This is a genomic window from Desulfosporosinus meridiei DSM 13257, assembly GCF_000231385.2.
In the GTDB taxonomy this organism is placed as follows: domain Bacteria; phylum Bacillota; class Desulfitobacteriia; order Desulfitobacteriales; family Desulfitobacteriaceae; genus Desulfosporosinus; species Desulfosporosinus meridiei.
Genome location: NC_018515.1, coordinates 2,806,351 through 2,830,715 on the forward strand (window position 1 = coordinate 2,806,351; position 24,365 = coordinate 2,830,715).

The 24,365-nt window shown below is 39.9% G+C and carries 27 protein-coding genes and 1 riboswitch; of the genes, 5 read left to right on the forward strand and 22 right to left on the reverse strand.

The window, feature by feature from the left end; translation table 11 throughout:
* Positions 1-199: 199 nt before the first annotated feature.
* The 6 genes from DESMER_RS12855 to DESMER_RS12880 form a co-directional block, all read right to left on the reverse strand.
* Positions 200-994, reverse strand: a complete 795-nt coding sequence (locus DESMER_RS12855; protein ID WP_014903493.1) for a C40 family peptidase — start codon at positions 992-994, stop codon at positions 200-202.
* Positions 995-1,001: 7 nt separating this feature from the next.
* Positions 1,002-1,143, reverse strand: a riboswitch (cyclic di-AMP (ydaO/yuaA leader).
* Positions 1,144-1,601: 458 nt separating this feature from the next.
* Positions 1,602-2,969, reverse strand: coding sequence for a PFL family protein (locus DESMER_RS12860; RefSeq protein ID WP_014903494.1), 1,368 nt, complete (start codon positions 2,967-2,969; stop codon positions 1,602-1,604).
* 46 nt (positions 2,970-3,015) lie between these two features.
* Complete coding sequence (locus DESMER_RS12865) at positions 3,016-3,309, reverse strand: ACT domain-containing protein (RefSeq protein ID WP_014903495.1); 294 nt, start codon at positions 3,307-3,309, stop codon at positions 3,016-3,018.
* Positions 3,310-3,567: 258 nt separating this feature from the next.
* A complete protein-coding gene (locus DESMER_RS12870; protein WP_014903496.1) occupies positions 3,568-3,894 on the reverse strand; it encodes a HesB/IscA family protein in 327 nt (108 codons plus the stop codon).
* A gap of 93 nt (positions 3,895-3,987) precedes the next feature.
* Entirely contained in the window at positions 3,988-4,227 is a 240-nt protein-coding gene (locus DESMER_RS12875) for a hypothetical protein (protein ID WP_014903497.1), read from the reverse strand.
* A 23-nt stretch (positions 4,228-4,250) separates the two neighbouring features.
* Positions 4,251-4,880, reverse strand: a complete 630-nt coding sequence (locus DESMER_RS12880; protein ID WP_014903498.1) for an HD domain-containing protein — start codon at positions 4,878-4,880, stop codon at positions 4,251-4,253.
* Positions 4,881-5,110: 230 nt separating this feature from the next.
* On the opposite strand from DESMER_RS12880, the gene DESMER_RS12885 reads away from it, so the two are divergent.
* Entirely contained in the window at positions 5,111-5,833 is a 723-nt protein-coding gene (locus DESMER_RS12885) for a tetratricopeptide repeat protein (protein WP_014903499.1), read from the forward strand.
* A 1-nt stretch (position 5,834) separates the two neighbouring features.
* Here DESMER_RS12885 and pepF read toward each other — a convergent pair whose 3' ends face one another.
* Positions 5,835-7,637 (reverse strand): oligoendopeptidase F, encoded by a 1,803-nt coding sequence (gene pepF, locus DESMER_RS12890; RefSeq protein WP_014903500.1) that lies wholly within the window; start codon positions 7,635-7,637, stop codon positions 5,835-5,837.
* A 510-nt stretch (positions 7,638-8,147) separates the two neighbouring features.
* On the opposite strand from pepF, the gene pheA reads away from it, so the two are divergent.
* Positions 8,148-9,011 carry a prephenate dehydratase gene (pheA, locus tag DESMER_RS12895; RefSeq protein WP_014903501.1) on the forward strand — a complete coding sequence of 288 codons (864 nt, stop codon included), beginning with the start codon at positions 8,148-8,150 and terminating at the stop codon, positions 9,009-9,011.
* Positions 9,012-9,073: 62 nt separating this feature from the next.
* On the opposite strand, the gene thrC is transcribed toward pheA, so the two are convergent.
* Complete coding sequence (thrC, locus tag DESMER_RS12900; protein ID WP_014903502.1) at positions 9,074-10,555, reverse strand: threonine synthase; 1,482 nt, start codon at positions 10,553-10,555, stop codon at positions 9,074-9,076.
* 202 nt (positions 10,556-10,757) lie between these two features.
* Between thrC and DESMER_RS12905 the strand changes: the two genes are divergently transcribed.
* Positions 10,758-12,146, forward strand: coding sequence for a uridine kinase family protein (locus DESMER_RS12905; RefSeq protein ID WP_014903503.1), 1,389 nt, complete (start codon positions 10,758-10,760; stop codon positions 12,144-12,146).
* A gap of 121 nt (positions 12,147-12,267) precedes the next feature.
* On the opposite strand, the gene DESMER_RS12910 is transcribed toward DESMER_RS12905, so the two are convergent.
* The 6 genes from DESMER_RS12910 to DESMER_RS12935 are packed head-to-tail and all read right to left on the reverse strand — an operon-like array spanning position 12,268 to position 16,173.
* Complete coding sequence (locus tag DESMER_RS12910) at positions 12,268-12,453, reverse strand: 2-hydroxymuconate tautomerase (RefSeq protein ID WP_014903504.1); 186 nt, start codon at positions 12,451-12,453, stop codon at positions 12,268-12,270.
* Between the two features lie 35 nt (positions 12,454-12,488).
* Positions 12,489-12,815 carry a GIY-YIG nuclease family protein gene (locus DESMER_RS12915; RefSeq protein WP_014903505.1) on the reverse strand — a complete coding sequence of 109 codons (327 nt, stop codon included), beginning with the start codon at positions 12,813-12,815 and terminating at the stop codon, positions 12,489-12,491.
* Between the two features lie 3 nt (positions 12,816-12,818).
* On the reverse strand, positions 12,819-13,637 hold the full coding sequence (locus DESMER_RS12920) for a menaquinone biosynthetic enzyme MqnA/MqnD family protein (protein ID WP_014903506.1): 819 nt from the start codon (positions 13,635-13,637) through the stop codon (positions 12,819-12,821).
* A gap of 22 nt (positions 13,638-13,659) precedes the next feature.
* A complete protein-coding gene (locus DESMER_RS12925; protein WP_014903507.1) occupies positions 13,660-14,418 on the reverse strand; it encodes a fumarylacetoacetate hydrolase family protein in 759 nt (252 codons plus the stop codon).
* 5 nt (positions 14,419-14,423) lie between these two features.
* Positions 14,424-15,101 carry an endonuclease III gene (gene nth, locus DESMER_RS12930; RefSeq protein WP_014903508.1) on the reverse strand — a complete coding sequence of 226 codons (678 nt, stop codon included), beginning with the start codon at positions 15,099-15,101 and terminating at the stop codon, positions 14,424-14,426.
* A gap of 16 nt (positions 15,102-15,117) precedes the next feature.
* Positions 15,118-16,173, reverse strand: a complete 1,056-nt coding sequence (locus tag DESMER_RS12935) for an HD-GYP domain-containing protein (protein WP_014903509.1) — start codon at positions 16,171-16,173, stop codon at positions 15,118-15,120.
* Positions 16,174-16,335: 162 nt separating this feature from the next.
* Between DESMER_RS12935 and DESMER_RS12940 the strand changes: the two genes are divergently transcribed.
* Positions 16,336-17,088: a TSUP family transporter gene (locus tag DESMER_RS12940; protein ID WP_014903510.1), complete on the forward strand. Its 753-nt coding sequence runs from the start codon at positions 16,336-16,338 to the stop codon at positions 17,086-17,088.
* Between the two features lie 218 nt (positions 17,089-17,306).
* On the opposite strand, the gene DESMER_RS12945 is transcribed toward DESMER_RS12940, so the two are convergent.
* The 3 genes from DESMER_RS12945 to DESMER_RS23805 are packed head-to-tail and all read right to left on the reverse strand — an operon-like array spanning position 17,307 to position 20,081.
* Entirely contained in the window at positions 17,307-18,431 is a 1,125-nt protein-coding gene (locus tag DESMER_RS12945) for a VanW family protein (RefSeq protein ID WP_014903511.1), read from the reverse strand.
* Between the two features lie 26 nt (positions 18,432-18,457).
* Positions 18,458-19,309, reverse strand: a complete 852-nt coding sequence (locus DESMER_RS12950) for a PRC-barrel domain-containing protein (protein ID WP_014903512.1) — start codon at positions 19,307-19,309, stop codon at positions 18,458-18,460.
* Between the two features lie 13 nt (positions 19,310-19,322).
* Complete coding sequence (locus tag DESMER_RS23805) at positions 19,323-20,081, reverse strand: hypothetical protein (protein WP_014903513.1); 759 nt, start codon at positions 20,079-20,081, stop codon at positions 19,323-19,325.
* 333 nt (positions 20,082-20,414) lie between these two features.
* Here DESMER_RS23805 and DESMER_RS12960 point away from each other — a divergent pair, with 333 nt between their 5' ends.
* A complete protein-coding gene (locus tag DESMER_RS12960) occupies positions 20,415-21,464 on the forward strand; it encodes a sensor domain-containing diguanylate cyclase (protein WP_014903514.1) in 1,050 nt (349 codons plus the stop codon).
* 96 nt (positions 21,465-21,560) lie between these two features.
* Here the strand turns inward: DESMER_RS12960 and DESMER_RS24000 are convergent, their stop codons facing one another.
* From DESMER_RS24000 to ubiE, 5 genes are all read right to left on the reverse strand, one after another.
* Positions 21,561-21,707 (reverse strand): hypothetical protein, encoded by a 147-nt coding sequence (locus DESMER_RS24000; RefSeq protein WP_014903515.1) that lies wholly within the window; start codon positions 21,705-21,707, stop codon positions 21,561-21,563.
* Between the two features lie 175 nt (positions 21,708-21,882).
* Positions 21,883-22,497 (reverse strand): IMPACT family protein, encoded by a 615-nt coding sequence (locus tag DESMER_RS12965; protein ID WP_014903516.1) that lies wholly within the window; start codon positions 22,495-22,497, stop codon positions 21,883-21,885.
* A gap of 1 nt (position 22,498) precedes the next feature.
* Positions 22,499-22,888 carry a thioesterase family protein gene (locus tag DESMER_RS12970; RefSeq protein ID WP_014903517.1) on the reverse strand — a complete coding sequence of 130 codons (390 nt, stop codon included), beginning with the start codon at positions 22,886-22,888 and terminating at the stop codon, positions 22,499-22,501.
* 135 nt (positions 22,889-23,023) lie between these two features.
* Entirely contained in the window at positions 23,024-23,446 is a 423-nt protein-coding gene (locus DESMER_RS12975; protein ID WP_014903518.1) for a CBS domain-containing protein, read from the reverse strand.
* 86 nt (positions 23,447-23,532) lie between these two features.
* On the reverse strand, positions 23,533-24,249 hold the full coding sequence (gene ubiE / locus DESMER_RS12980) for a bifunctional demethylmenaquinone methyltransferase/2-methoxy-6-polyprenyl-1,4-benzoquinol methylase UbiE (RefSeq protein ID WP_014903519.1): 717 nt from the start codon (positions 24,247-24,249) through the stop codon (positions 23,533-23,535).
* Positions 24,250-24,365: the final 116 nt, after the last annotated feature.

The following is a 24,365-nucleotide window of genomic DNA, read 5'->3' on the forward strand; positions in this document are numbered from 1 at the left end:
TGTCGCAAGTGTTATTTTAAACGCACCCATAAATGCTCAATTACGGATTTCTATATTCATAATTCTGCAATTGCTCTGGTTAAACCGGGAGGAGAATGTACTAAATATACGCCTATCCCCTGGATACCACAACTATAGCTCCAACTTGTATTTGATTACAAAAAAGTCCAGCAAATTGCTGGACTTTTAAATCTTTGAACTAGTTAACCCGACGAGCACCGACATACCGCCCTGAATAGTAACTATCATTGAGGCTTGTAGTACGCACACCACTGTTCGAAGCATGTACGAATTTTCCACCGCCGATGTAAACACCTACATGAGACGGACCTTTCGCATAAGTCGAGAAGAAAACTAAGTCGCCTGATTGTAGTTCGTCTTTCTTTACTGGTGTCCCGACATTAAATTGCGCAGAAGATGTTCTGGGCAAAGATATCCCTGAACCCTTAAAAACATACTGTGTATACCCCGAGCAATCGAACCCCTTTTTGCTCGTTCCGCCAAATACATAGGGCACTCCTGTTAGGCTTAAGGCATTACTGACAAGAGTAGAATCACTTGAACGGGATACCTGTTGTTTTGGTGCTTCTGCAACTTGCACCGCTTTGGTCTCACTCTTTGCTGCCTGCGCTTTCTTTGCAGTTTGCACCTTCTTTGCAGTTTGTAGATCCATTGTTGGTTGAGCCTTCTCCGCAACAGTTACGGATGCACTTTGTGTAGTGATAGGTTCAGGCACAGATTTTTCTGGAGTGGGTATACTTGCCACACTATCACTGATTTTTGTTGTTATTTCAGTCCATTGTAATTGCTTTCGCACTGTCTGGGTATAGGTGTTATCTGATACTTCAGCAGAAGCTACTAATACGGGCTTCATTGGAATAGAAGTAGTAGTCATACTCTGTTCAGACGAAGCTAATACCGGAAGACTGCTTGCTAAAACCAGCCCAGCGAAAGTAATGCTTCCTAGCCACTTCCGCGTAGATGAGGAAACCACCAAATATACGTCCACCTTTCTTAGCTTACGAGGTTAGTTGACGGATTCGGGCAGTAGGTGTAAAGCCCTACACGTGAATAGGCACGTGATTCACCCCAAAATTATCCCCCGCTCCAAAGTACGGCATTTGGACTCAGCTTTTTCCTAATATACATTATTCGAGACAAACCTAAAATGTCCTGCATTTACTCTTGCGGAAATTTATTCCTCAGCGAATATATTCCAGTATTTCCATGTCTTTTAAATAAGCTCAAGGGGGTGGGCAAATCTATCATTTGCTAATACTGTCGTATTTACTCAAAATGAATGGTCTCACTCAAATCCCTACAACAGTGTATCCGAAATTCAATCTAACATCCATCCATTTTCTTCCGTCTTACAACTACTTCGTAATAAAATGAGCCTTATAAACGGAACTTGACAAATACCTAAACAGAAGTGCCCCCACCATTTAAGGTGAGGGCACCCAAGGAATAAAGCGAGCTAGTTAACCAAGGTATTCAGGCGACTGCCCACTAGAGGTTCTCTAGTAAGATATTGGTTCAAAAAACGAGCTAATATCCCACGATTAAGTTTAACTCATGAATTAAAACAGCGAAGACAATGTCTAATTAGTTAGGCTAATTATTGGTGCAGGAATACGACCTCCACGATGAACAAACAAATTCGACGAATACGGATGAATAGCAATTATCGGCGCTCCGCCTAATAGCCCTCCGAATTCGACTCTATCTCCGGCCTGTTTGCCAATCGCTGGGATTACTCGTACAGCAGTTGTTTTCTTGTTGATCATACCGATGGCTGCTTCGTCGGCGATAATTGCGGAAATCGTTTCTGCACTAACATCACCCGGCAGGGCAATCATATCCAGACCGACTGAGCAAACACAAGTCATTGCTTCCAGCTTGTCAAGTGTTAAGGCTCCTTCTTCAACAGCTCTTACCATTCCCGCATCTTCTGACACTGGAATAAAAGCGCCGCTCAGCCCTCCGACATGAGATGAGGCCATTGCTCCGCCCTTTTTAACCGCATCGTTAAGCAAAGCTAAAGCTGCTGTTGTACCGTGAGTTCCACAGCGCTCAAGCCCCATATTCTCTAATATTTCTGCCACGCTGTCTCCGATTGCAGGAGTAGGTGCTAGAGACAAGTCTACAATTCCAAAAGGAACGTTAAGTGACTTTGAGGCGGCTCGGCCAATCAACTCGCCCATCCGAGTAATTTTAAAAGCAGTTTGCTTTATTAAATTGGAAAGCTCACTGAAGTCTGCATTAGGATGTTCTTTTACAACCTTAGCCACAACCCCTGGCCCACTAACCCCGACGTTGATAACCCTTTCCGGTTCTCCGACTCCATGGAAAGCACCTGCCATGAAGGGGTTATCTTCCGGCGCATTACAGAATACAACTAACTTAGCTGCAGCTATTCCATCATTATCCGCAGTAAGCTGTGCGGCTTTCAAGATTATATTACCCATTTTTAGTACGGCGTCCATGTTAATTCCAGCTTTTGTGGTACCAATATTAACCGATGAGCAGACAAACTCTGTCTCGCTCAGTGCTTGTGGGATTGCATCAATCAGTGCCAAATCGCCATTAGTAAACCCTTTTTGCACAAGAGCTGAAAAACCGCCAATAAAATTTATCCCGATCTCACGAGCGGCTTTGTTCAAAGCTTTTGCAATCCGCACCATCTCTTCTGAGTTCATTTGAGCAGCTGCAATCGCTATGGGAGTCACCGAAACTCGCTTATTAATGATGGGAATTCCATAACGAGCTGATATTTGCTCACCCACTTCTACTAAGCGCCCAGCATTTTTAGTAATCTTATCGTAGATTTTCGTTTCCATTTTGCCAATGTCTTCAGAGCTACAATCGAGTAAACTTATACCCATAGTAATTGTTCTGATATCAAGGTTTTCTTTCTGAATCATGTTAATTGTTTGTTGAATTTCTTCTCGTGCGAACGTGATCGTCATTGACTTACCTCCACTATTCCACCTAATAGAATTAAGATAAATACCATTAAATGCGGTGCATAAACCTAAAGATATCTTCGTGTTGAACCTTTACCTGCAACCCTTTTTCATTACCCTCTTGCTCCAGAGTTTGAGCCAATCCATCAATCTCGATAGTCGCAGGTTCTAAGTCAACGATCATAATCATTGTGAAAAATTCATCAAGTATTGTTTGGCTAATATCTAGTACGTTTACCTGGCAATCTGCTAGGCGTCCTGAAACCCAAGCAATAATTCCAATCTGATCACGACCTATTACCGTAATAATTGCACGGTTTGATTCTTCTCGTGGCATTGTCATTGTTTTTCCTCCCTTTGTAGACCAATCAACTATATGGGGATTAGACTAACATATTTACGTTGTATACTCAAGCCTAATCTTCTAATGTAGACTTCGACAAGTTAGTTTACACAGTAATTACATAAAATGCACACTCAAAAAAAGTTCTCAAGGGATTTTTATCTAAAATGATCTTTTTAGTGTTTACTCTCGACTATAAGATTAAATGATTATTACTATTGAAAAAGAGAGCTCGTCCGAGCTCTCTTTGGATAACTTTTATGAACAACTTCCGCCGCAACTATCGCCACAACCTCCGCCAGACTTTGCTGTACGAATTTCGAATCCGCCACCATGACTGGATTCCACAAAATCGATAACAGCTCCCTCTAAGTGGGTTGTAAGTTTTTTATCCGTAAGAATTGAAACACCGTGCTCTACATCAAGAATATCTTCATCTGTTTTTGACTCTTCCAGAGTCATGCCGAAATTCGGCCCACCTCAGCCAATGCCTGCAAGATAAAGGCGGAGGAATGCATTCTCTTTATTTTGGTTCTTAAGCACTTCTTTAACTTTTTGGGCAGCTAGTTCCGTAATATTAACCATTATCTTCACTCCTTTTAATTCAACTGATTCTAAATATACCATACTTCAAGTTTTTTTAAAAGTATCTTATAAATATAACTCTAATTTTCTAATTTATACTTGTTTGCCATTGCTATTTGGTTGGAAATCATTCCAAAGACGACGAACCTCAACTTCAATACTTGCCGGCAGATCTTGTGAGAATTTCTGCCATTGCTTTAATTCCCCTTGGATTACCTGAACCCAACTATGATCTTTTGGCCAAGCAATAAAAGCCTTCGGTTGGGGAAGAAATATTGTCCGAGCAAGTCCTAAGAATACTAGAATCGTAAACAATCGCCAAAGCCAACGCATTATCGTGATTCATCCTTTCAAGCTTATCTACTATCAGCTTGTCCAGAATCTGAAATTTTAAATCGTTCGGTATGCAATTGTTGCCAAAATCCTTCCATATAAAGAAACAGTGGATCAAAAAAAGTCTGAGCAGTCTTCGTGAATAGGTGATCCCGATAACTACAGATCCTCTCGCGGTAAAACTTTTCACAGGAGTTTTCTCCTACTAAAGTCCAGCCTTGAACACCGGCCCATATAAACAATCGTCCTAATCCTATGGCACCAACAAAGTCTAATTTATCTGCATCGTACAAAATTTTCGCTTCAAGAGTCTTTGGTTCATGACCTGCCTCTCGAGAATGAGAAACGATAGCTTCTCTAACTTGGCGAACAATCTCTTCAGAATAGCCATTTTTTAAAAGTATGTTCACGGCTAAACCTGCACTGCTTTCGGCGTGAGTCCTCTCAACAGCTCCAGACCGACCGATATCATGTAAAAGGGCTGCCAATTCGACAACAGTGATATCGGCACCTTCTTCTAGAGCAAGTTTTCTCCCCCACTCTCTGACTCGTAGTGCATGGTCTAGATCATGGGCACGATCCTTTCTTGCATAAAAACCTTGAGCAACTTGAATAATCTGTTGTAAGGCATCGTGATTCGCTGTATTATCCATTTTCCAATCCCCCCCATTCCAGAAGGATAAATCAGTAAGATTTCAAACTTAGTGCTGGTATAAATTCATCTTATTCCCGCAACTTGGGCTTGTCAAGTTTACCAGTTATGGAATATTGTACTCATTATTCTTAATGCATTCTTTGGTTATCTAGTTTTTACCCATTTCCAAACCGATAATGTTAAATTATGATATACTTTTACTAAAATATATTTTACTTAGGAGAAGCTATGCGCAAATACTTACCAACATTTTTACTTATATTGGGGGCATCTATGGCAGCCTTCCTTTACATAATCTCAACTGAGTCTATGATTCCACTATCAACTCTTAATCAGGAATCCCCTGCGAACCACGAGCCCCTCCCCATATCCTCAGAGCAAAGCACTGATTCCCCCACTTCACAGCTTGATAAGCAACTGACTACCACCAGCCCCACCCAAACTCATCATATCTCTGACCCTCGTGCCCTTCTTCTCTATGATGAGGGACTGAAACTTTATTATCAACGCCAGTTTCCTGAAGCTCTAGATCTCTTTAATCAAGCTTTACAAATCGATGCCCTTTGTTATGAAGCTCTGAATGCCAAAGGGGCTACTCTTGCTTTTCAAGGGCAACACGATCAAGGGCTTGTTCTTATCAAACAAGCCCTTGATCTAAACCCCACTTTTGTTTATGCAAATTTCAATTTAGGCTTGGCCTATGAACTTGCCGGTAAGTGGGATGATGCTATCGCTTCCTATCAAAAAGCTTTACAGCTCGATGATCAAGATACCTGGAGTTATTATGGCATAGCCAGTATATACGGCCGCCAAGGCAATGTTGAGAAAGTCCTGGTATATCTGGAACAAGCTATAGCACTTGAACCTGAAGTCAAGTCAGTCGCCCGCAGCGAGCACGACTTTTCCCCTGTTCAACAGGATCCTCGCTTTCAAGCTCTGGTTAAGCCTTAATCTACCCAAGGAGTTTCTCCAATCGGTCTACTAGCTCCGAGAAAACTCCCAGCGCATTTCGTACTGGGGCAGGAGTCTCCATATCCACTCCTGCTTTTCTTAATAATTCGATGGGATAGTCTGAACTTCCACCACTTAAAAACTCTAGATACCTAGCCACCGCAGGCTCCCCTTCCTCTAAAATAGCCCGGGCAAAGGCAATCGCCGCGGAGAAACCGGTTGCGTATTTATAGACGTAAAAAGCATTATAAAAATGAGGTATACGTGCCCATTCTAAAGCAATCTCTGGATCTAATATTACGTCGTTACCATAGTATGCCATATTTAAATCTCGATACATTTCCGAGAGATTTTCGGCAGTTAAAGCTCCCCCCTCCTCGACTATTGAGTGTATCTTTTTCTCAAATTCCGCAAACATCGTCTGCCTGAAAATAGTACCTCTAAATTGCTCCAAATAATGGTTTACTAAGTAGGCCAATATTTTGGTATCTTTGGTTTCTTTTAAAAGATGTTCCATGACCAGTGATTCATTAAGCGTAGAGGCTACCTCAGCCACAAAAATTTTGTATCCGGCATAAAGATGAGGTTGACTGCGATTGGAAAGATAAGTATGCAGTGAATGCCCCATCTCATGAGCGAGGGTGAACATTGAATCGAGTGTATCTTGATGATTAAGTAATACGTAGGGATGAGAACGATAGGTGCCCCAAGAATAAGCCCCACTCGTTTTTCCTTCATTTTCATAAACATCAACCCAACTTTTGGAGAACCCTTCTTCAAGAATACTTATGTAATCGTTACCTAATGGCTTCAAACCTGCAATAACCATATTTTTAGCTTCTTCATAGGTTATTTTCATTGTTGTTTCAGGTACGATAGGTACATATATATCATACATATGTAATTCACTAAGCTTTAAAGCCTTTTTGCGCAGTTGCACATATCTATGCATCTGAGGCAAGAACTCATGCACCGTATTGATAAGAGAATCATAAACTTTCAAAGGAACTCGATCATCGTCTAAAGAAGCTTCTAATGCAGAAGGATAGTGCCTCGCTTTAGCAAAGAAAACATCTGACTTTATACTGGAATTTAAGGTTGCGGCCCAAGTATTCCGTTGCTTATCATAAGTACCGTACAATGTCCTGAAAGCTTCCTTGCGAACCTTCTGATTCTGGCTTTCCATAAATTGTATAAAATTCCCTTTGGTTAGTTCAATGGAACGGCCTGATTCATCGGTTATATTCGGAAACTTTAGGTCCGCATTATTAGCCATAGAAAAGATTGCTCCTGGTGCCTCTGCTAATTCACCAACTTCAGCTAATAATTTTTCCTCCGCCGAACTAAGAATATGTTCTTTCTTGCGCAGAATATCATCTAAGGCATGGTTATATAGTTCCATTTTAGGTGAAGTTGCGCGGAACTCTTCCAGCTTTCCCTCTGGCATGGCTAATAATTCCGGTACTACAAAGGAGGCTGCACTGCCGACCTTGACAGCGAGAGCTCCGGCACGATCGGTTAGGGCTTGATAATTTGCATTACGATTATCCTCATCACGCCTCATACGTGCATAAGCATAGACTTCTTCTAAACGAAGACTTAGATCGTCCATCCACTCAAAACAGGAGATAAGATTATCAGTATTATCTGCTAAATGCCCTTCAAATTTTTTCCCCTCTCCCAATAATTTCTCAATCTGAGAAAACTCTTCTTCCCATTTACTAATATCTAAAAAGATATCCTCTAAACGCCATTTATGAGCCTCTGAGATTTCTGTTCTAGCCTTTAGTCGTTGCTGATCCACAAATAGTAACCTCCTTTAGTAATAATTACCTCTATTATTATATACATCCTAACTGTAAATTACTATTTTCAAGAGACTTGGAAAATTATCCTTAAACACAGCGAAACAGGCAGCGTACGTTCCACTGCCTGCTCCACCTTGTCCACTATCCCCTTGGAAGGTTCCCCAACCTTCCAAGTTATATTTTACTCGATCATTGCGACCTATGCAAGTGTATTGATATAAGCTTTCGACGATAACTTGCCGTTAATCCCTATCTGTATTATGATAGTAGGAAAATACTCAATATTCATCAAGTATTTACATAATATGGCAGAATTGTAGCTCCTATAAGTAGGCTCTATAAGATTCTGACTCATCTTTAAATTGATGGGACAGTTTTTTTATACTTGCCCTTATTATGCTAATGCGTTCAACATTTTAACAAACTCTCTAAAGGTTCAAATCAGACAATTAACCTAGAGATTTGGCTACTGCTAATATCTCTTCATATATAGGAAGGAGATACATATGCAAAAAATTGGTTTCTTAGGTCCAAAGGGAAGTTTTTCAGAGGAGGCTATACTTTTATTTTTAGCCACTCATCCTGATTTAACAGCCACAGCCCCAGATCTGATCCCATTTTCAACGATACCCAAATTACTATTTGCTTGCAATGATCATGAAATCGACTGGGCTTTTGTCCCTTTAGAAAATTCGACAGAAGGTCAAGTAGGCGTAACAATGGATACACTAGGGCAAACTGAACACCTCTTTATTACCCATGAATTTATCCATCCAATTGACCAATGTCTCCTCGCCCACGAATCTATGCCACTTGAACAAATCGAACGAATTTATTCTCATGAACAAGCGATCGGGCAATGCAGGGATTTCCTAGAGAACTACCTTCCTAATGCCCAGCAAATCACTTGTCTTAGCACAGCGGAAGCTGCCCATAGAATATCTTCAATCCGGGAAAATTGGGCGGCTATCGGTCCGCGTCGAGCAGCCCGTCTCTATAATTTGCATATTCTCAAAGAATGTATCCAAGATGCTACCTTAAACGCCACTCGTTTCGTGATGGTTGGTCATAACCTTGCGGAAATGTCCGATGGTGAAGATAAAACCTCACTATTGGTGATTGCCGAAAATACTCCGGGCTCTTTATATCGGATTTTGGGAGAATTCGCCAAGCGACAGATTAATTTAAGTCGTATAGAATCTCGTCCCTCAAAACGAATACTTGGAGAATATGTTTTCTTTGTTGATGTCGACGGCTATGTATTTGCTCCCCCCATTCAAGATGTACTTTGGGCATTCAAAGAAGAACACATATCAGTCAAACTTCTCGGTTCCTACCCTAAAGCACACCCCCAAGAGAGAACTTTTTAAGGAGTGAGGATAATCCTCACTCCTTAATCATATAACTTTTAAATATTAGTTTTAGATAGCCTCTACTCAATGAACATTTTCTTGATCAGCTCTTTAATTCCTTCAGGCGAGCATGGTGTGGCCTTTTTCTCAGGTTTCTTATCCAAGCCTTGTAAACCTAAGGGGATTTTCCATCCTGTTAACTGACTTAATCCTGCCAAAGCTTCCCACTCATCTGAGCAGTTAGAATTTGAATATTTTGCCAAAGCACGGATTACATTTGAAGAAAATTTAAAAGGACTTGCTGTGGAAGCAATAACTGTGAATGTTTGATCCTTGGTTGCGGAAAGATAATCTTCATACACTTTCATCGCAACTGCAGTGTGCGGGTCAAAGACATATCGATAATCTTCATAACTACTGGCAATTGTCTGAAGAGTCTCTTCTTCATTTGCCCATCCTGCATAGACAGTAGCTTGACATTCTTTCAAAGTAGCGGAATCAACTGAAAATTCTCCTTGATTACTTGCATTATACCAGGACTGAATTTTTTCTGAATCCCGTCCACTCATTTCATATAAAAACCGTTCAAAGTTACTGGAGACTAAGATGTCCATAGAAGGAGATATCGTTTGAAAAAAGGGCCGCTGACTCTGATAGACACCAGTTTTAAAGAAATCTGCCAAGACATTATTAGAATTTGAAGCACAAATGATTCGGTTAATTGGCAAACCCATACGTTTAGCATAGAAGGCAGCCTGCAAGTTCCCGAAATTCCCGGTAGGGACTACAACATTTATTTTGCCCTCAGGTGTAATCGTACCTTGTTTTACAGCCTGTAGGTAGGCCCAATAATAGTAAACAATCTGCGGTAGAAGCCGACCCCAGTTAATAGAATTAGCAGAGGAGAAAATCAATTTCTTCTCTTGAAGTTGAGTCTTCAACGTATCAGAAGCAAAAATCCCTTTGACCGCTGTCTGACACTGGTCAAAGTTTCCGCCTACTACACCCACAACATGGGTATTTAATCCTTCAGTCGTTGTCATTTGACGCTCTTGAACCGGGCTCACACCGCCAGCAGGGTAGAAGACAACAATGTGCATTCCTTCTCTGTCTTTAAACCCTTCTAAGGCAGCTTTACCAGTATCACCAGACGTCGCCACCAGAATTAAGACATCCTCTTCTCGGTTAAAATGTTTAAGACTATTTTTTAATAAGTCTGGCAGCACTTGCAGAGCCATGTCCTTAAATGCCGCTGTCGGTCCATGCCAAAGTTCCAACACCCCAAAATTCCCTACGGGAACTAAAGGTGCCGGATCTTCTCCATCAAATCGACCATCAGAATAAACTTTGACAATTTCTGCAACTGCTTCCTCAGAGAAATCCGATAAATATGGCATCATAACACGTTTAGCGACCTCACCATATGTTAACCCCTGAAGGTCTTGCCAATTCAAGTTGGGAAACGTCGAAGGAACAAAAAGTCCCCCGCCTGGTACCATTCCTAATGTAATAGCTTGTGACGCTGTTTGACCGTAAAGATTACCCCGTGTGCTTTCGTACAATCCATTTCCCTCCTTGACCCCATTAACTCGATTAATTATTTACATTCTATTTGCTGTATATTCGCCTTATAAGAATAAATTTCCTTCTTAGTAGTTCAAAGTATATCTAGTCAATAAATTTACTCAAACTTTTGAAGGAAACACTAATTAATTGTTGAATACCTCTTAAGAAAATCCGCTGATTTCAGAAAGGAGCGCAGAAATGTCAGATTACTCAATTCGTAAATATCGTCAAACTCTTATTATTGGACTTATCGGAGTGGTCAAAGAACTCTTTCCCGGTGAACAACTTAAGATTTCTCACTCGATCCTCGATGGTGTATACTGTGAACTTGAAAATTCCGTACTTTCTTCTAGGGAAATTCAGACTATTGAGGATCATTTAAAAGTTTGGGTAGAATCAGATCAAACAATCTCCTATCAAACCTGTAATGACCATCTATATCATTGCCAAGTTGATCTGGATTTGATCACCACAATCTATCCTCCTCTGGAACGGTCCGGGTCTTTAAAACATTTTAAACTGATCCATTTTCTGCCTGGGTTTATCATTCTCTTTCCAAACGTAAACCATCCCGAATCTCTGTCTCCCTTTGTTCCACCCGAAAAACTATCTGCAACATTTTCTGAAACTCAGAGATGGCTTGAAAACTTACATCTTTCTTATGTTCATGATGTCAATGCTATTATTTCAGCTAAGTCTTCTCAAGATCTAATTTATTTGGCAGAAGCTTTGCACGAAAAGACGATTTCTTCAATTGCCGACCGAATCTTTAGGCAACGTTCAAAAGTCAGGGTTATCCTTATTTCCGGCCCTACATCCTCAGGAAAAACAACCTTTGCTCAACGATTGTCCACCCAATTACGTGTTAACGGTCTCCGCCCCGTTGCTCTATCTCTCGATAATTACTTCTTACCCCGGGATAAGACCCCAGTGGACAGTAACGGCCAATACGATTTCGAATGCTTAGAGGCTCTGGATTTACCCCTCTTGGCCGACCAATTAAACGCCTTGATCGGAGGATCTGAAGTTGAAACTCCACTCTTTGATTTTGTTTGTGGCGGGAGATGCCAAACCGGAAGAACCATGCGCTTAGGTTCTGACGAAATTCTTGTTATTGAAGGAATTCATGCTCTTAACCCATCATTACTCCCTTCACTCGACCGTTCACAAATGTTTAAGATATACGTCAGTGCCCTATTCCAGCTAAATATTGATGCTTATACTCGAGTTTCTACGACTGAAGTTCGTCTCATACGTCGTCTTGTCAGGGATAATCAATTTCGAGGAACTGAACCTGCTCGAACATTAGCACAATGGGATAGTGTTCGTCGAGGAGAAAATAATAACATCTTTCCCTATCAGGAAGAAGCGGATGTAATGTTTAACTCTAGCCTATTGTATGAACTTAATGCTTTACGCCCATATGCAGAGCATTTATTAGTCTCAATTACTCCGGAATGCCCAGACTATGAAATGGCTGTTCACCTTTTAACTCTGTTATCCTTTTTTGAAGTATTAGATATTTCTACAGTTCCTTTTAACTCCATTCTAAGAGAGTTTTTAGGAGGAAGTGCCTATAACGTATAACCCAACAAGACTCACTCCTACCACCCTGCTTTCGTGGATATAGCTTAACATTGTATTAATTGGAACGTTAAAGTGCGAAGAGATGACTCTTCGCACTTTTTTAGCAGATTCAACGGTCTAACTATTTATCGCTAGCAAGCTTACCAGCCTTTGCATAGTTTTCCTTAAGCATATCTCGAATAATAATTGAAATACTTTCTGGTGGCGCCCCAGTTGACTCAGTAATTGCCTGGGTAACCTTTTCCACTAGTAATCTTTTTTGATCAAGGGTTCGTCCTTCTAATAGATCAATTTGTACAATGGGCAATGTATTTTCCTCCCGATATTTAATTTATTACTATTTTAGGGATCTTTTGAAACCAACAAAACGGAAAAAGTAAGTCCCCGCCGCTCAGTCAGTTGATAAATATGTTCCGGCTCTTTTATCAGTTGGCACTTTTCTGTTCTGATACATCTTTTTATAGCATGTTCCAATTTTAATGCTTCACTCCAGGTTCCGACTTCCCAAGCTTGGGCTAAAGTAACCGGCAGATGTGATGAGGTGTATTTTGCACCTTTCCTACCGGAAGAACCGCGGTTATGTTCTTTAATCCTGCGGTCTAAATCTGTGGTTGCGCCAGTATAAAGTGTATTATTTCCGCACCTTACCAGGTATACCCAATAACCCATACTCTACTCCTTAGGCCAAAACTCAAGAACAGGACGACTAGGAAGTAGACCGAGTTCAAAACACAAGCCTAAATATTTATTTAATCCACACTCCAGTGAGCTATCTAAACCATAGTTAAACTGGGCGAAATATCCGGCCCAGAAACTACGTGTCCCTCCAAGCATGGTTTGACAGGTCAAGATAACATCATCCATATTACAGAGTGCCTTAACTTTAGCCTCGATAAGCAGTTTATGGATGATCCTAATTTCTTGCTCTCGCTCAGATAAGAGTGATTTGGGGAATGCCCACACTGCATACGTCATAGAACAACCAGTAAGTTTCAGCCACTCTTCTCCTAAGTCATAGATATAACAATCGGGCTGAAGTAAAGCCGATTGTATGGCTGCATCTCCGATAAGGAGTGCTGCATCAGCAACTAAAAACATTTCTTGGAGATTTGAAGACATGGTCAAATAGTGAGGGATTACTCCTAAGTAATGATGGAGTATAATTTTCGTCAAATTTACGGAAGTTGCCGAAGCATCGGTTAAGGCAATTGTCAAGCCATCTAAATCATTTAAAGGTACTTTCGAGAACAAGATAATCGATCCCACTCGTCCTTTTGTAGAAACCGAGAGATTGGGTAATATTGCGTAATCCTTCCAATGCTCACCGTAGGAGAATGCGCTTATGGGTGCCATGTCTATCTCTCCGGCAGCTAACATGGCATTATGCCCTGTTGGTTCAGCTATAACCGCTTCTATTAAAGGATGGTTCTTATCTAAGAAATGGAACATAGGCAACATATTTGTATTTGGGTTATGCCCGATGCGAATCATGCTTATACCCCCATGTATGAGATCATTTTTTGACAGTATTGCGCAATTCCCCGATTCCTTGAATCTTTACAACAACTTCATCTCCGGGGCGAACAGGGCCTACTCCTTCCGGTGTGCCAGTAAGTACTACGTCGCCAGGATTAAGTGTCATAACTTGAGATATAAAGCTTATAAGTTTAGGAACTGGGGTTATGAAATTCTGAGTATTTGAAGATTGCTTAATTTCTCCATTTAGTATTGACTGAATATCTAACTGACTGGAGTTTAAATCCGTTACAACCCAGGGGCCGATGGGACAAAAGGTGTCAAAAGATTTCGATCGGGTCCATTGACCATCCTTTTTTTGCAGATCTCTGGCTGTAACATCATTGGCACAAGTATAACCGAAAATTGCTGCTAAGGCTTCCATTTCAGTAGCTTCCTTTATAGATTTCCCAATGACAACAGCCAATTCAGCCTCATAGTCTACTTGTTGGCTAATTTTCGGATAAACGATCTCAGCGTCCGGGCCGATAACACTAGTTTCAGGTTTTATAAAAATAACCGGATCATCCGGTAATGAATGTTCCAACTCTTTGGCATGCAAAGCATAGTTTAGTCCAACACATACTACTTTACTTGGCTCTACAGGGGCAAGTAAGGTTACCTCATCAATAGATAACATAGTACCTGTAGGCTTACTAAGAGGATTCAGAAATGATCCACTCAGAACCTGCACTTTCTCTTCTTCAAGGATTCCATATCCAATTCCACTTTTACTGCGAAAACGAACATATTTCATAAGAATCAATCCTCTCTAATTTTCTGGGTAACCAAACCTTCCTCTTCCCGGTGCATCTTGCAATACTCGGAAACTGGGCATACCTCACATCCCGGCTTTCGGGCGTTGCAGATTCTCCTTCCATGGAAAATAAGAAGATGGTGAAGCAATGACCATTTGTCTCGTGGAAAGAGCTCCATTAGTTCGTCTTCTACTTTTTCAGGGGTTTTGCCAGTTGAGAGGCCCAAGCGATGGGCTACTCTAAATACATGAGTATCAACTGCAATTGATGGAATTCCAAAGGCATTGCTGACGACGACATTAGCTGTTTTTCGTCCTACTCCGGGAAGCCTCTTAAGCAAGTCCAAATCCCCAGGTACCTGTCCCTGAAAGTTTTCAACTAAAACTTGGCAGGCAGCAAGAATATTCTTAGCCTTATTGTGGTAAAGGCCCAAAGAGCGAATTTTGTTTTCGAGCTTGGCTAGCCCTAATTCTAGAACCGCTTGGGGGGTATTTGCTTCTGCAAATAGAGAAGCAGTGACAAGATTAACTCTTTCGTCTGTGCATTGTGCTGATAAGATTGTCGCAATTAAAAGTTCGAAGGGCGTGCTATACTCTAACTCGCAGCTTGCATCAGGAAATCTCTCCTGCAAAGCATTAAAAATTAACATCGAAACCGGCTCTTTTGAACCAATCTTTATCATGCTGTTACCTCCGCGACTAGCTTAAGACTTCCTCAATAAAGATTGTACGTTTTCCCACCATATTGTACTCTTTTACTACATTTGAGCCAAACTCAGACTCATCAAAAACACGCACAATTGGTCTGGCAGGCATACTCAGATTTTGATCGACCACGACCCCAATCTCGCCTGTATTAAGTCGTACTGTAACTCCTGTCGGATATGCTGCTATATTCTTTAAAAAAACTCTAATCATTTCTAAAGGATATAATACCCCAGCAAGACCCATAAGAATTTCACAAGCTTCGTGGGGCATAATTCGTTTAACATTGCTGTGGTCTGAAGTAAGCTTGTCGTACAGATCCGCAATCGCTACAATTTGGGCCAGTGGATGTATTTCGCCCTCTTTCAAGCGTCGGGGATAGCCTGTGCCATTGACATGTTCATGATGCTGAAAAGCAATGTGGGCAACAACAAGATTAAGATCTTTTCGTTTTCTAAGATCTTCAAATCCCAAGATTGTATGTGTTTTAAGAACTTCAATTTCTTCTTCTGATAAATCATCTTTGGCTATTAGCTTTGGATCAAGATGAATCTTGCCAAAATCATGCATTATTGCGCCAATGGCTAAGGTCTCTAGTTTTTCTCGGTCAAGCATTAAGGCCTTACCAAGAATAGTCGAAAGGACGCATACGTTGACAGAATGAGCAAACATCTGGTTGTCTAGGCTGCGCATATCCATCATATTGACTAGTATATCCTTTTTAAATAGGATCTCTTCGACAATTTTATTGATAATTCTTTTTAGGTCAAAACCATCCAAATCTTTGCCTAACCGTACCGACCTTGTACTTTTCTCAAGAATTTCCATAGCCTCACGGCGATGCTCTTCGCTGATAACATCTTCTACAATTACATCGTCAAAACGGTCATCTTCAATATAAACTATGGAAATTCCCATATCCCTTAATTTCGCAATATACAAGGGAGTAAGTTTAACTCCTTTACCTAACAGGACTCTTCCTGTGCTGGAGAAGATTGTCTTACCTAATATGTCACCCATCTTTAACGAATTAACACTTACTTGCCGCACTTATAGGTCTGCTCCTTCCTATGGAAGCATAGTTTTCAACCCAACAATTACAATCCTACACTATTTTCAACATTTTTCCCAGTCCTCAATATAAAAGTATAATGACTGTAACGAATATTGGGAGTATACTATAAAAGCAATTTCGTAAATGAGGTAAAAATAATGTTTTTTGATCTAACTATAATCTGCACTCTAGGTTTTTTTGCTGCGATGGTTGATGCAATTGCCGGTGGAGGTGGACTTATTAGTTTACCCGCTTTGCTTATGGTGGGTATACCCCCTCACTTGGCACTTGGGACTAATAAATTTTCTGCTTCCTTAGCATCTTTAAACAGTTCCATTACCTTTGCTCGTTCAGGAAAAGTTCACTTTCCGCTGGTCAAATGGCAAATCCCCTTTACATTGTTTGGTGCTGCCCTGGGTGCTTGGTCCGTGCTTCGTGTCAGTTCTGATTTCTTAAATAAAGCTGTTCTTGTCTTAATACTTGTAGTAGGAATTTATACCTTTGTCCATAAAAACCTGGGAATGGAGAATAGGTTTAAGGGACTTAACCCCTTCAACACAATTATTGGCTGTCTATTCGCCTTTGCCTTAGGCTTCTATGACGGTTTTTTTGGGCCGGGAACAGGATCCTTCCTGATTTTTTCCTTCATCGCACTATTTGGCTTTGATTTTGTTATTGCTTCTGCCAATTCTAAAGTTCTGAATTTCACTAGTAATATCGCATCCCTTTTTCTGTTTGCTTGGAATGGTAAAGTTCTCTATTCCTATGGTGTTCCAATGGCAGTATTCATGATTTTAGGCTCCTATGTCGGTACGAGGCTGGCTATTCATCGAGGTGCAGCACTTGTGAAACCTTTGTTCATTATAATGTCTCTTTTAGTCGCCGCCAAACTAATTCTTCAGTATATATAGGGAATGCTGAACATAGAGACTTCTGTGGGGGAGTCTGCCGAAGTAGAAGTTGACAACACCCACAAGAATGGGTGTCACGGAATTGAATAGCCTAAGATCAAGCAGCTGTTATAAGAAATCTTCGTGAAGAAATAAATTAAACTCTATATTTTGAAGTAGAAAAAGACTCCCGATAAGTCTATGCTTATCAGGAGTCTTTTGAATAATATCTTTAAATCTCACTTGGGATCCATATTCCAAGACTCCGGACCTCTTGGATAACCTTGAGGCTTTTGGAGTTTTGGGTGAGTATTATCAGCTATGCCAAACAAGCGTACTCTAAGCCAGTTCGTGCCTGTACGAGCACTTATTAGCAGATATCCTTGTGTGTCATTTCGAAAGCGAAAATCCAGAATTCCATAGGATACCGTGGCATCTTGACCTCGGATGACATAAGACACCGGCAGCGAATGAGTATGCCTTTCGACTATTGCGAGGTTAGCTTGGCGAACTGCTTGATATAGCGTACTTGAGTCCTGGCAAATACCTCCACCTATGTCTCTGATCATCGACCGATCAACAAAAACTATGGCTGGAGAATAGCCCGAAGCTGCTGTACGCTCTCCCACTACCTCATTAAATGAAAACACCCCGCCTGGTGGAATTAAGCGATTATTTAAGGCCATGGCAGCCAAACGAACGTTATTAGTACGCTGATCTTCATGAGGGTTAAAAAATGTCGAGTAATCCCCTAAAACATCTCCAATATTAGCTATATCATAAGTGCTTGGCTGAGGCTGAATAATATTAACCACTGCTTCAACTCGTTCTTGCTTATGTTCTTGGGAAAGTTTCAGCCAGGTTGCCTCAATATCAACTTCTATTCCAGTTGATCCATTGGTTCTTTTCAATTGACCATCCACAAACTCTATTGTAGCAATACGCTCAGGTTGATTGATTTTCCGGCTAAATTCTTGCAGCTGTGATATGCCTTCTTCTCGGTCTAAACTAAGATCGTCTATTCGAAAAGCGATTAAAGGTCGAGTTAGATTTTGAAGAACATCTGAAATCCATGATCCCGTTGTTGGAGGATAGACTTGATCCAACCATTGTTCAATCGCTGCGTTAGTCCTCTCCCACTTCAAAGGATAAACTTCCTCTTCATACGTAATAGCATTTGGTAGCTTTTCTCTTATTTGAGCAGATACTTGCTCTCTGCTCAAATAAGAAATATCTTGCCCCCAAATGAATAGGCCGGAAGGTGCCTGATCACGCGTTTTGCCATAAGAAACAACGGCTCCAAACCCTAGTGTAACACATAGTTGCAGCAATAAGACTAAGATAAGAAACCTTATTTTTTTCATAGTTGTTATTTCTCATTATTCTTTCCTTAGTTTTTCTGCAAATGAGAAGTAACTTCCATCAATGTACTTCTCGTAGTAATATGAGTTACCATTTCGGGTGTAATGAATTCACCGGCATGTAAGATATCTGCATTGTCCAAAATTATGTCCTTGTCTACTTTTTTCCCGATAAAATATTGGAGTTGTCGCTGCTCAAAAAGATTAAAATCAGTTTCACGTTCTTCAAGAATATCTACTTTTTCAAATAAATCCGGTCGAGAGTCAGCTACTTCAACAGGCTCTTGATTATTATCTTCTAGAATTTGGTCGTTACTGACTTGATCTTCCGTAACTTCATCTTCTACAAATATTTCTGGTGTTAGGGTTGAATTTGATAATTCGTCATTCAACTCGAAGCTCCCAAATGCAACGGGAGAAGATTCCTCTTCGATAATTAGCAACTCTTTCCCAAGTGTAATTATTTTTTCAGCCTGGATTTCTTGCATCTCTCCATCGGATTCAAATAGACAAGAAGCGATGCGACCAGTCTCCTCATTAATAATTACTTCTTTTACCTCGCCAATGAGTTGACCCTTTTTAGTTAAAACTTTTGTTCCAATTACGCGGATATCCTGCTTTAATAAATTTTGAATCTCTGAATTTTGAGCTACATCTTGTATGACATCCTGATTGGGAATAGTAATTGCAAACTCTCCAATACCTAATAAATCTGCATAAGAAATAACTTTTGCACCAAAATAGTCCGAAGGCTGATCAATAATTATAAAATCCAAGGATTTTCCCTGGGGGTTAAGAACTATATCTTTTACAACCCCAATTTGGGTTCCATCAGAAATACTAATAACTCGCAAGCCAATTATAATTTTTGTTGCTTTCACAGGCTAATGCCTCCTAATCATTAAATATTTGTTTGCTAAGATTCTCTTTGATTACCAATGTATCAAAGAGACGTCGAGGTTCTGGATCAAGCTGTGCTAAATATGTCTTAACGTAATTGTTTAATTCTATTAAGGAATACTCAGAGTCCCCCATATTATTTAGCAGCCAATAACAATCCATTATTAGACACAATGCTAAATCCGGTACTGGATTCAACCCTAAAGCCTGAAGGAAAAAACGGGACGCTTGATTGAAATTTCCTGCTTGCTTTTCTCTAAATCCTAAATCAATAAGTTCATCAATGGATAAACCACTTAATTCTGACTCATTACTACTTTCGAACAATATATCATCGAATATAGTCTCACCTGATATCGTTTCTTCTACTATTATTTTTTCTGCTACTGTGTTTTCTACTATTGCTTCTTCCGCTACTGTTTCTTCTGCTAATGCTTCTTCTGCTACAGTTTCTTCTACTACTGTTTCTTCTACTACTGTTTCTTCTGCTATTGCTTCTTCTGCTATTGCTTCTTCTGCTATTGCTTCTTCTACTATTGTTTCTTCTGCTATTACATCTTCTACTATTGTTTCTTCAGTAATCAAATCATTTCCGCCAATTTTACTAATTAATTTAATTTTCGGCCACATTGTCCCTAAAATTATCAAAACAAGCACTGACAAAATCCACAATGCTATTAAACCTGAGCGAAGGGCATAAGGAAACATCAAAACAGCACAACTTAACAGAACAGAAATTAAAAGTGCTCTCATTCTGGTTAATCCTAACATCTTCGCTTGCCAAATTAAAAACGCAATAAATGGAATACTTACTAAAACAACAGTAATATTATATGTCAGAACATGGGTCCCCCCCTTATTTTATTTCAGTGTTTGTTTAAAAATTCGACAGAAGTCCTGTTTCTCCTTCTTCTTACTCTTTGAATTGCATTCTTTTTGATGCATTTTCCAAAACTTTCTTTAGGGAAACAAATTATTAGCAAAGGATTATTTGATTTAAGATAGAATAGTATATATAGTTTGTCCTAATTCATTTATCCTCTAATTATACTCTTTAAGATTTCGGGTTATAGGGGGCATATATCTATGTCAAGTCATCAGAGAATGGATTCAAAAATCGACTCTACATTGATCGAACGAATTCAGCTATTAGAAAGCCAACTGGAAGAAATACGTTTACAGACAAATGTTCTTTTAGATATTGCCCGCGCGCTAAATGCATCTCTTGATCCTAAAGTTATTGCTGCTAACATTATAAGCGCTATTGCTTCCCTTATTAGCATTGATCAAGCTAGCGTATGTTTATTCAATGAAAACACTCAAGAGTTTGAAGTTATTGGAGTTTTTGATTCACGTACAATCAGTCCAAAAATTCCATCAAATCTTGATTTCTCTTTTCTCGCTGAAGTGTTATCGAAAGGTGTTACTTATTATTGCTCGCCTGGCAACAGAACACAGGACTGGGAATGGATATGTTGCTTACCACTTCAAAATGCTCAGCATAAAACTGGCACCATAAATATTCATGCTATTAGACAACCTGAAATAACTCCTGAGCAGATGCAATTTCTTGAAACTGTTGCTGGTCATGCTACTTCAGCCTTGGAAAATGCACTTTTGTATGCCATCGTAGAGCGAGAATCAATTACTGACGGCTTAACTGGTGTCTATAATCATCGTTATTTCCAAAAACGATTGCATGAATATATTTCACTTTGCCAACGTCATAAAAGATCTGTAACTTTTGGCTTGCTTATGGTTGATGTTGATAACTTCAAACAATTTAATGATTGCTATGGGCACCTATTCGGTGATACAGTTCTGAAAACTATTGTGCTAGAGCTTAGAAACAATTTACGAGAAGAAGATCTAATTGCCAGGTATGGAGGAGAAGAGTTCGTTGTTCTTATTCCAGAAGCAACGGAGAAAATTGTCTTATTTATTAGTGAAAAGATTCGGGAAGTGGTTGAGAATACCAAAGTATATCATCAAACATCTGCTTATGTATCTGTTACAGTGAGTATCGGTGCTACTTTATGGCGCCCCTCCGATACTCCCTCATCTGTAATCTTAAGAGCAGATCACGCTCTGTATGAAGCCAAAACTACCGGGCGCAACCAAAGTATCTACCGATAATACAGTTAGGTAGAAATATGAGATTTTACGCTCCAGATAGGATCAAAAAAAACACCCATTATGGGTGTTTTTTACATACAATTAGAGGTTTATTATCTAGGCTTGAACTGCCCTGGGCAATGTGCCATTACTTTTTGGTAAGTTGGTCGTTAATTTAACAAGTTGACAGCACGAAGCAGCGATTACGACTGCGCATCCCCCTAAGAAACCACCAATTATTAATACAGGAATGAAAGCTAACATAATAACTCCCCCTCTCAAATAATTGTTCTTCTGTCTACTAAAAGCTTAAGCAACAGCATTAATTGTTCTTATCTTCACTATTATAATATCAAACATATAAAAAAAAAGAAAGTGATTGTGATCACTTTCTTAAAATTTAACTCTTTAGAATAATCTAAATGTTCACACTGATCTGTTACCTCCAAACTACGCCCTGCTCTGTATAACTCACTTGTTTTTTACTGAAGTCATTAATCCATTGTGTAAATTCTTGAGACTCGACTTCCGGAACATGTACGAGTAGCTGAACAACCTCACTAAAATCTTCCTTTGAAATTATCCAATTACGTTGTCCAAATTGATACTTAATCATTTCAAACCATTCATAGGGTACAGTTAAATGGTACACCTGATAAAGTGACAATTTCTTTAAATTGGTCTCATTAATTAACTGCCGGGCTGTTCCGCCATAAGCTCTGGACAGACCACCAGTCCCCAGCAGTACACCGCCAAAATATCTCACCACAACCAATAATACATTCCATATATCTCCATGTTGTAAAATATCCATTATGGGACGCCCCCCTGTCCCTTGAGGTTCTCCATCATCAGAAGACTTCTCAATTAAGCCTTCATATAATCGATAGGCGTAGACGTAATGGCGAGCGTTGGGATAGTCATCACGAATATTTTTCATTGCCATGTCCAATTGATCAATTGAGGTCAGCGGAACTGCAATTCCTATAAAACGGGATTTATCGATTATTTGTTCCCAGGTATTCAGTTCAGAAATTGTATTAAAGGATTTCACGTTACATCCCCTGATTACGAGCTTGAGCTTTAGCTATAAAAGAATCGACATCAATGACAAAACGTTCATGATTTCCAACACCAATCTGTCCAGCATCATCAAATGCTTCTACTGTAAAAACTAGTTTTCGACGGTCTACTTCGACAAGTTCAGCTATCGCAAAAACATTGGCACCTAAAGGGGTTGCAGCATTATGCTTGATTGATAAGGAAGTTCCTACACTTGATTGTCCTTCAGGCAATTCTAAGGCATTAACAGCAGCTTGTTCCATAAGGGCAATCATTGCCGGAGTTGCAAAGACTTCTAGCTGTCCACTCCCCATAGTTTTTGCAGTATTTAAGGTACTTACAGTTGTCTGGGCCCGTCCTTTTCTTCCAACCTTTAAATCCAAAGCGAACACATCCTATTCTTTATAAGATTATCGATTTTCTCAATTAGTTTACCACAAAAACAGATAATAGCGTTGTGATTTCTTCACAACGCTATTATCTGTTTTATTATGCTAATCGAGTCATCTTTAAATTTATTAATGATGAGCTCCCTGTGAAATGTCACTAAGAGCATCACCTGCTTCATTGATATGAATTTTCTCAACTGCTAAATCCCCTAAAGCAACAATTCCGGCGATTCTTCCCTGCTCTAAAACCGGTAATCTCCTAATTTGATTATCCGCCATTATACGAGCAGCTTCGTGGACATCTTGATCAGAAGTCACAGTGATAACCTGGGAGGTCATTATGTCCTTAGCGGATACACTACTAACATTCTTTCCATCAGCAATAACCTTTAGGACAATATCTCTGTCTGTAATAATACCTAAAACTTTCTGCCCTTCACATACAGGAATAGAACCCACATCATTACGCTTCATTAAACGTGCAATTTCTTCAACTGAAGAACTGGGAGCCACAGTCTCAATCTGTCTAGTCATAACGTCGCGAACTTTCATACTAATCCCTTCCTTTTAACAAAATTTCATCGCATATCAAGGATAGTATGATCAATAAATACAGAATCATGCAGGATTAAATGTCCTTATGGTTTTTTCCCTGAAACAATTGCTACTACACCGCCAGCTAAATTGGTAAAACAAGTGTCCTTTAGTCCACACTCTGCAAAAATTCTCACTAATTCTTCTTGAGCAGGGAACTCTCGAGCTGAGTCATGCAGATATTGATATGCACTAGCTTTTCTCGTCCAAACTTTACCCATTAAAGGAATTAGTTTTTCAAAATATAACCAATATGCCTGTTTAAACCCCAATAATGATGGTTTTGCCATATCAAGTGAAACTACTTTTCCTCCGGGCTTAACCGTTCTTATCATTTCTTTTAGCCCTTGTCTCAAATCGGGCAAATTTCTTAATCCCCAGCCAACTGTGACACCGTCAAAAGAATTATCGGGGAAGGGAAGTTCCATTGCATTCCCTTGAATAAAACGTATATGAGCCGTATTTGAAGTTTGTTGCAAGGATCTTTCAGCGACTTCCAACATTTTTTGAGAAAAATCTAACCCAGTCACGTTTCCATCTGAGCCCACAGCTTGTCCCAGTTCAAAGGAAAGTTGACCAGTACCGCAACAAACGTCAAGTATATTCATACCTGGCATTGCTCCAACCTTTTGAACGGCAAGACGCCGCCATCCTTTATCCATTCCCAGGCTCATTAAGGTATTCATCAAATCGTATCGCGGGGCAATCGAATTAAATGTCTCTTTTACATATGTAGCCTTATCTTTCCCTGCAAAATCCATCATAATCTCCCTATCTAATGATTTATAGTTAGTATTAGCATTTTATTAAATACTACCCTTCCGTTAAGCATTTGTCTAGAGAGCTTCTCTTCTGGTTGAAATTATCTCGCCACATT

What these genes read in the sequence shown, in the direction of transcription:
- DESMER_RS12860 (WP_014903494.1), bottom strand. Translation starts at nt 2,969, where the DNA reads ATGACGATCACGTTCGCACGAGAAGAAATTCAACAAACAATTAACATG.
- DESMER_RS12865 (WP_014903495.1), bottom strand. Translation starts at nt 3,309, where the DNA reads ATGACAATGCCACGAGAAGAATCAAACCGTGCAATTATTACGGTAATA.
- DESMER_RS12875 (WP_014903497.1), bottom strand. Translation starts at nt 4,227, where the DNA reads ATGCGTTGGCTTTGGCGATTGTTTACGATTCTAGTATTCTTAGGACTT.
- DESMER_RS12880 (WP_014903498.1), bottom strand. Translation starts at nt 4,880, where the DNA reads ATGGATAATACAGCGAATCACGATGCCTTACAACAGATTATTCAAGTT.
- DESMER_RS12885 (WP_014903499.1), top strand. Translation starts at nt 5,111, where the DNA reads ATGCGCAAATACTTACCAACATTTTTACTTATATTGGGGGCATCTATG.
- pheA (WP_014903501.1), top strand. Translation starts at nt 8,148, where the DNA reads ATGCAAAAAATTGGTTTCTTAGGTCCAAAGGGAAGTTTTTCAGAGGAG.
- DESMER_RS12905 (WP_014903503.1), top strand. Translation starts at nt 10,758, where the DNA reads ATGTCAGATTACTCAATTCGTAAATATCGTCAAACTCTTATTATTGGA.
- DESMER_RS12915 (WP_014903505.1), bottom strand. Translation starts at nt 12,815, where the DNA reads ATGGGTTATTGGGTATACCTGGTAAGGTGCGGAAATAATACACTTTAT.
- DESMER_RS12920 (WP_014903506.1), bottom strand. Translation starts at nt 13,637, where the DNA reads ATGATTCGCATCGGGCATAACCCAAATACAAATATGTTGCCTATGTTC.
- DESMER_RS12925 (WP_014903507.1), bottom strand. Translation starts at nt 14,418, where the DNA reads ATGAAATATGTTCGTTTTCGCAGTAAAAGTGGAATTGGATATGGAATC.
- nth (WP_014903508.1), bottom strand. Translation starts at nt 15,101, where the DNA reads ATGATAAAGATTGGTTCAAAAGAGCCGGTTTCGATGTTAATTTTTAAT.
- DESMER_RS12940 (WP_014903510.1), top strand. Translation starts at nt 16,336, where the DNA reads ATGTTTTTTGATCTAACTATAATCTGCACTCTAGGTTTTTTTGCTGCG.
- DESMER_RS12945 (WP_014903511.1), bottom strand. Translation starts at nt 18,431, where the DNA reads ATGAAAAAAATAAGGTTTCTTATCTTAGTCTTATTGCTGCAACTATGT.
- DESMER_RS23805 (WP_014903513.1), bottom strand. Translation starts at nt 20,081, where the DNA reads ATGAGAGCACTTTTAATTTCTGTTCTGTTAAGTTGTGCTGTTTTGATG.
- DESMER_RS12960 (WP_014903514.1), top strand. Translation starts at nt 20,415, where the DNA reads ATGTCAAGTCATCAGAGAATGGATTCAAAAATCGACTCTACATTGATC.
- DESMER_RS24000 (WP_014903515.1), bottom strand. Translation starts at nt 21,707, where the DNA reads ATGTTAGCTTTCATTCCTGTATTAATAATTGGTGGTTTCTTAGGGGGA.
- DESMER_RS12975 (WP_014903518.1), bottom strand. Translation starts at nt 23,446, where the DNA reads ATGAAAGTTCGCGACGTTATGACTAGACAGATTGAGACTGTGGCTCCC.
- ubiE (WP_014903519.1), bottom strand. Translation starts at nt 24,249, where the DNA reads ATGGATTTTGCAGGGAAAGATAAGGCTACATATGTAAAAGAGACATTT.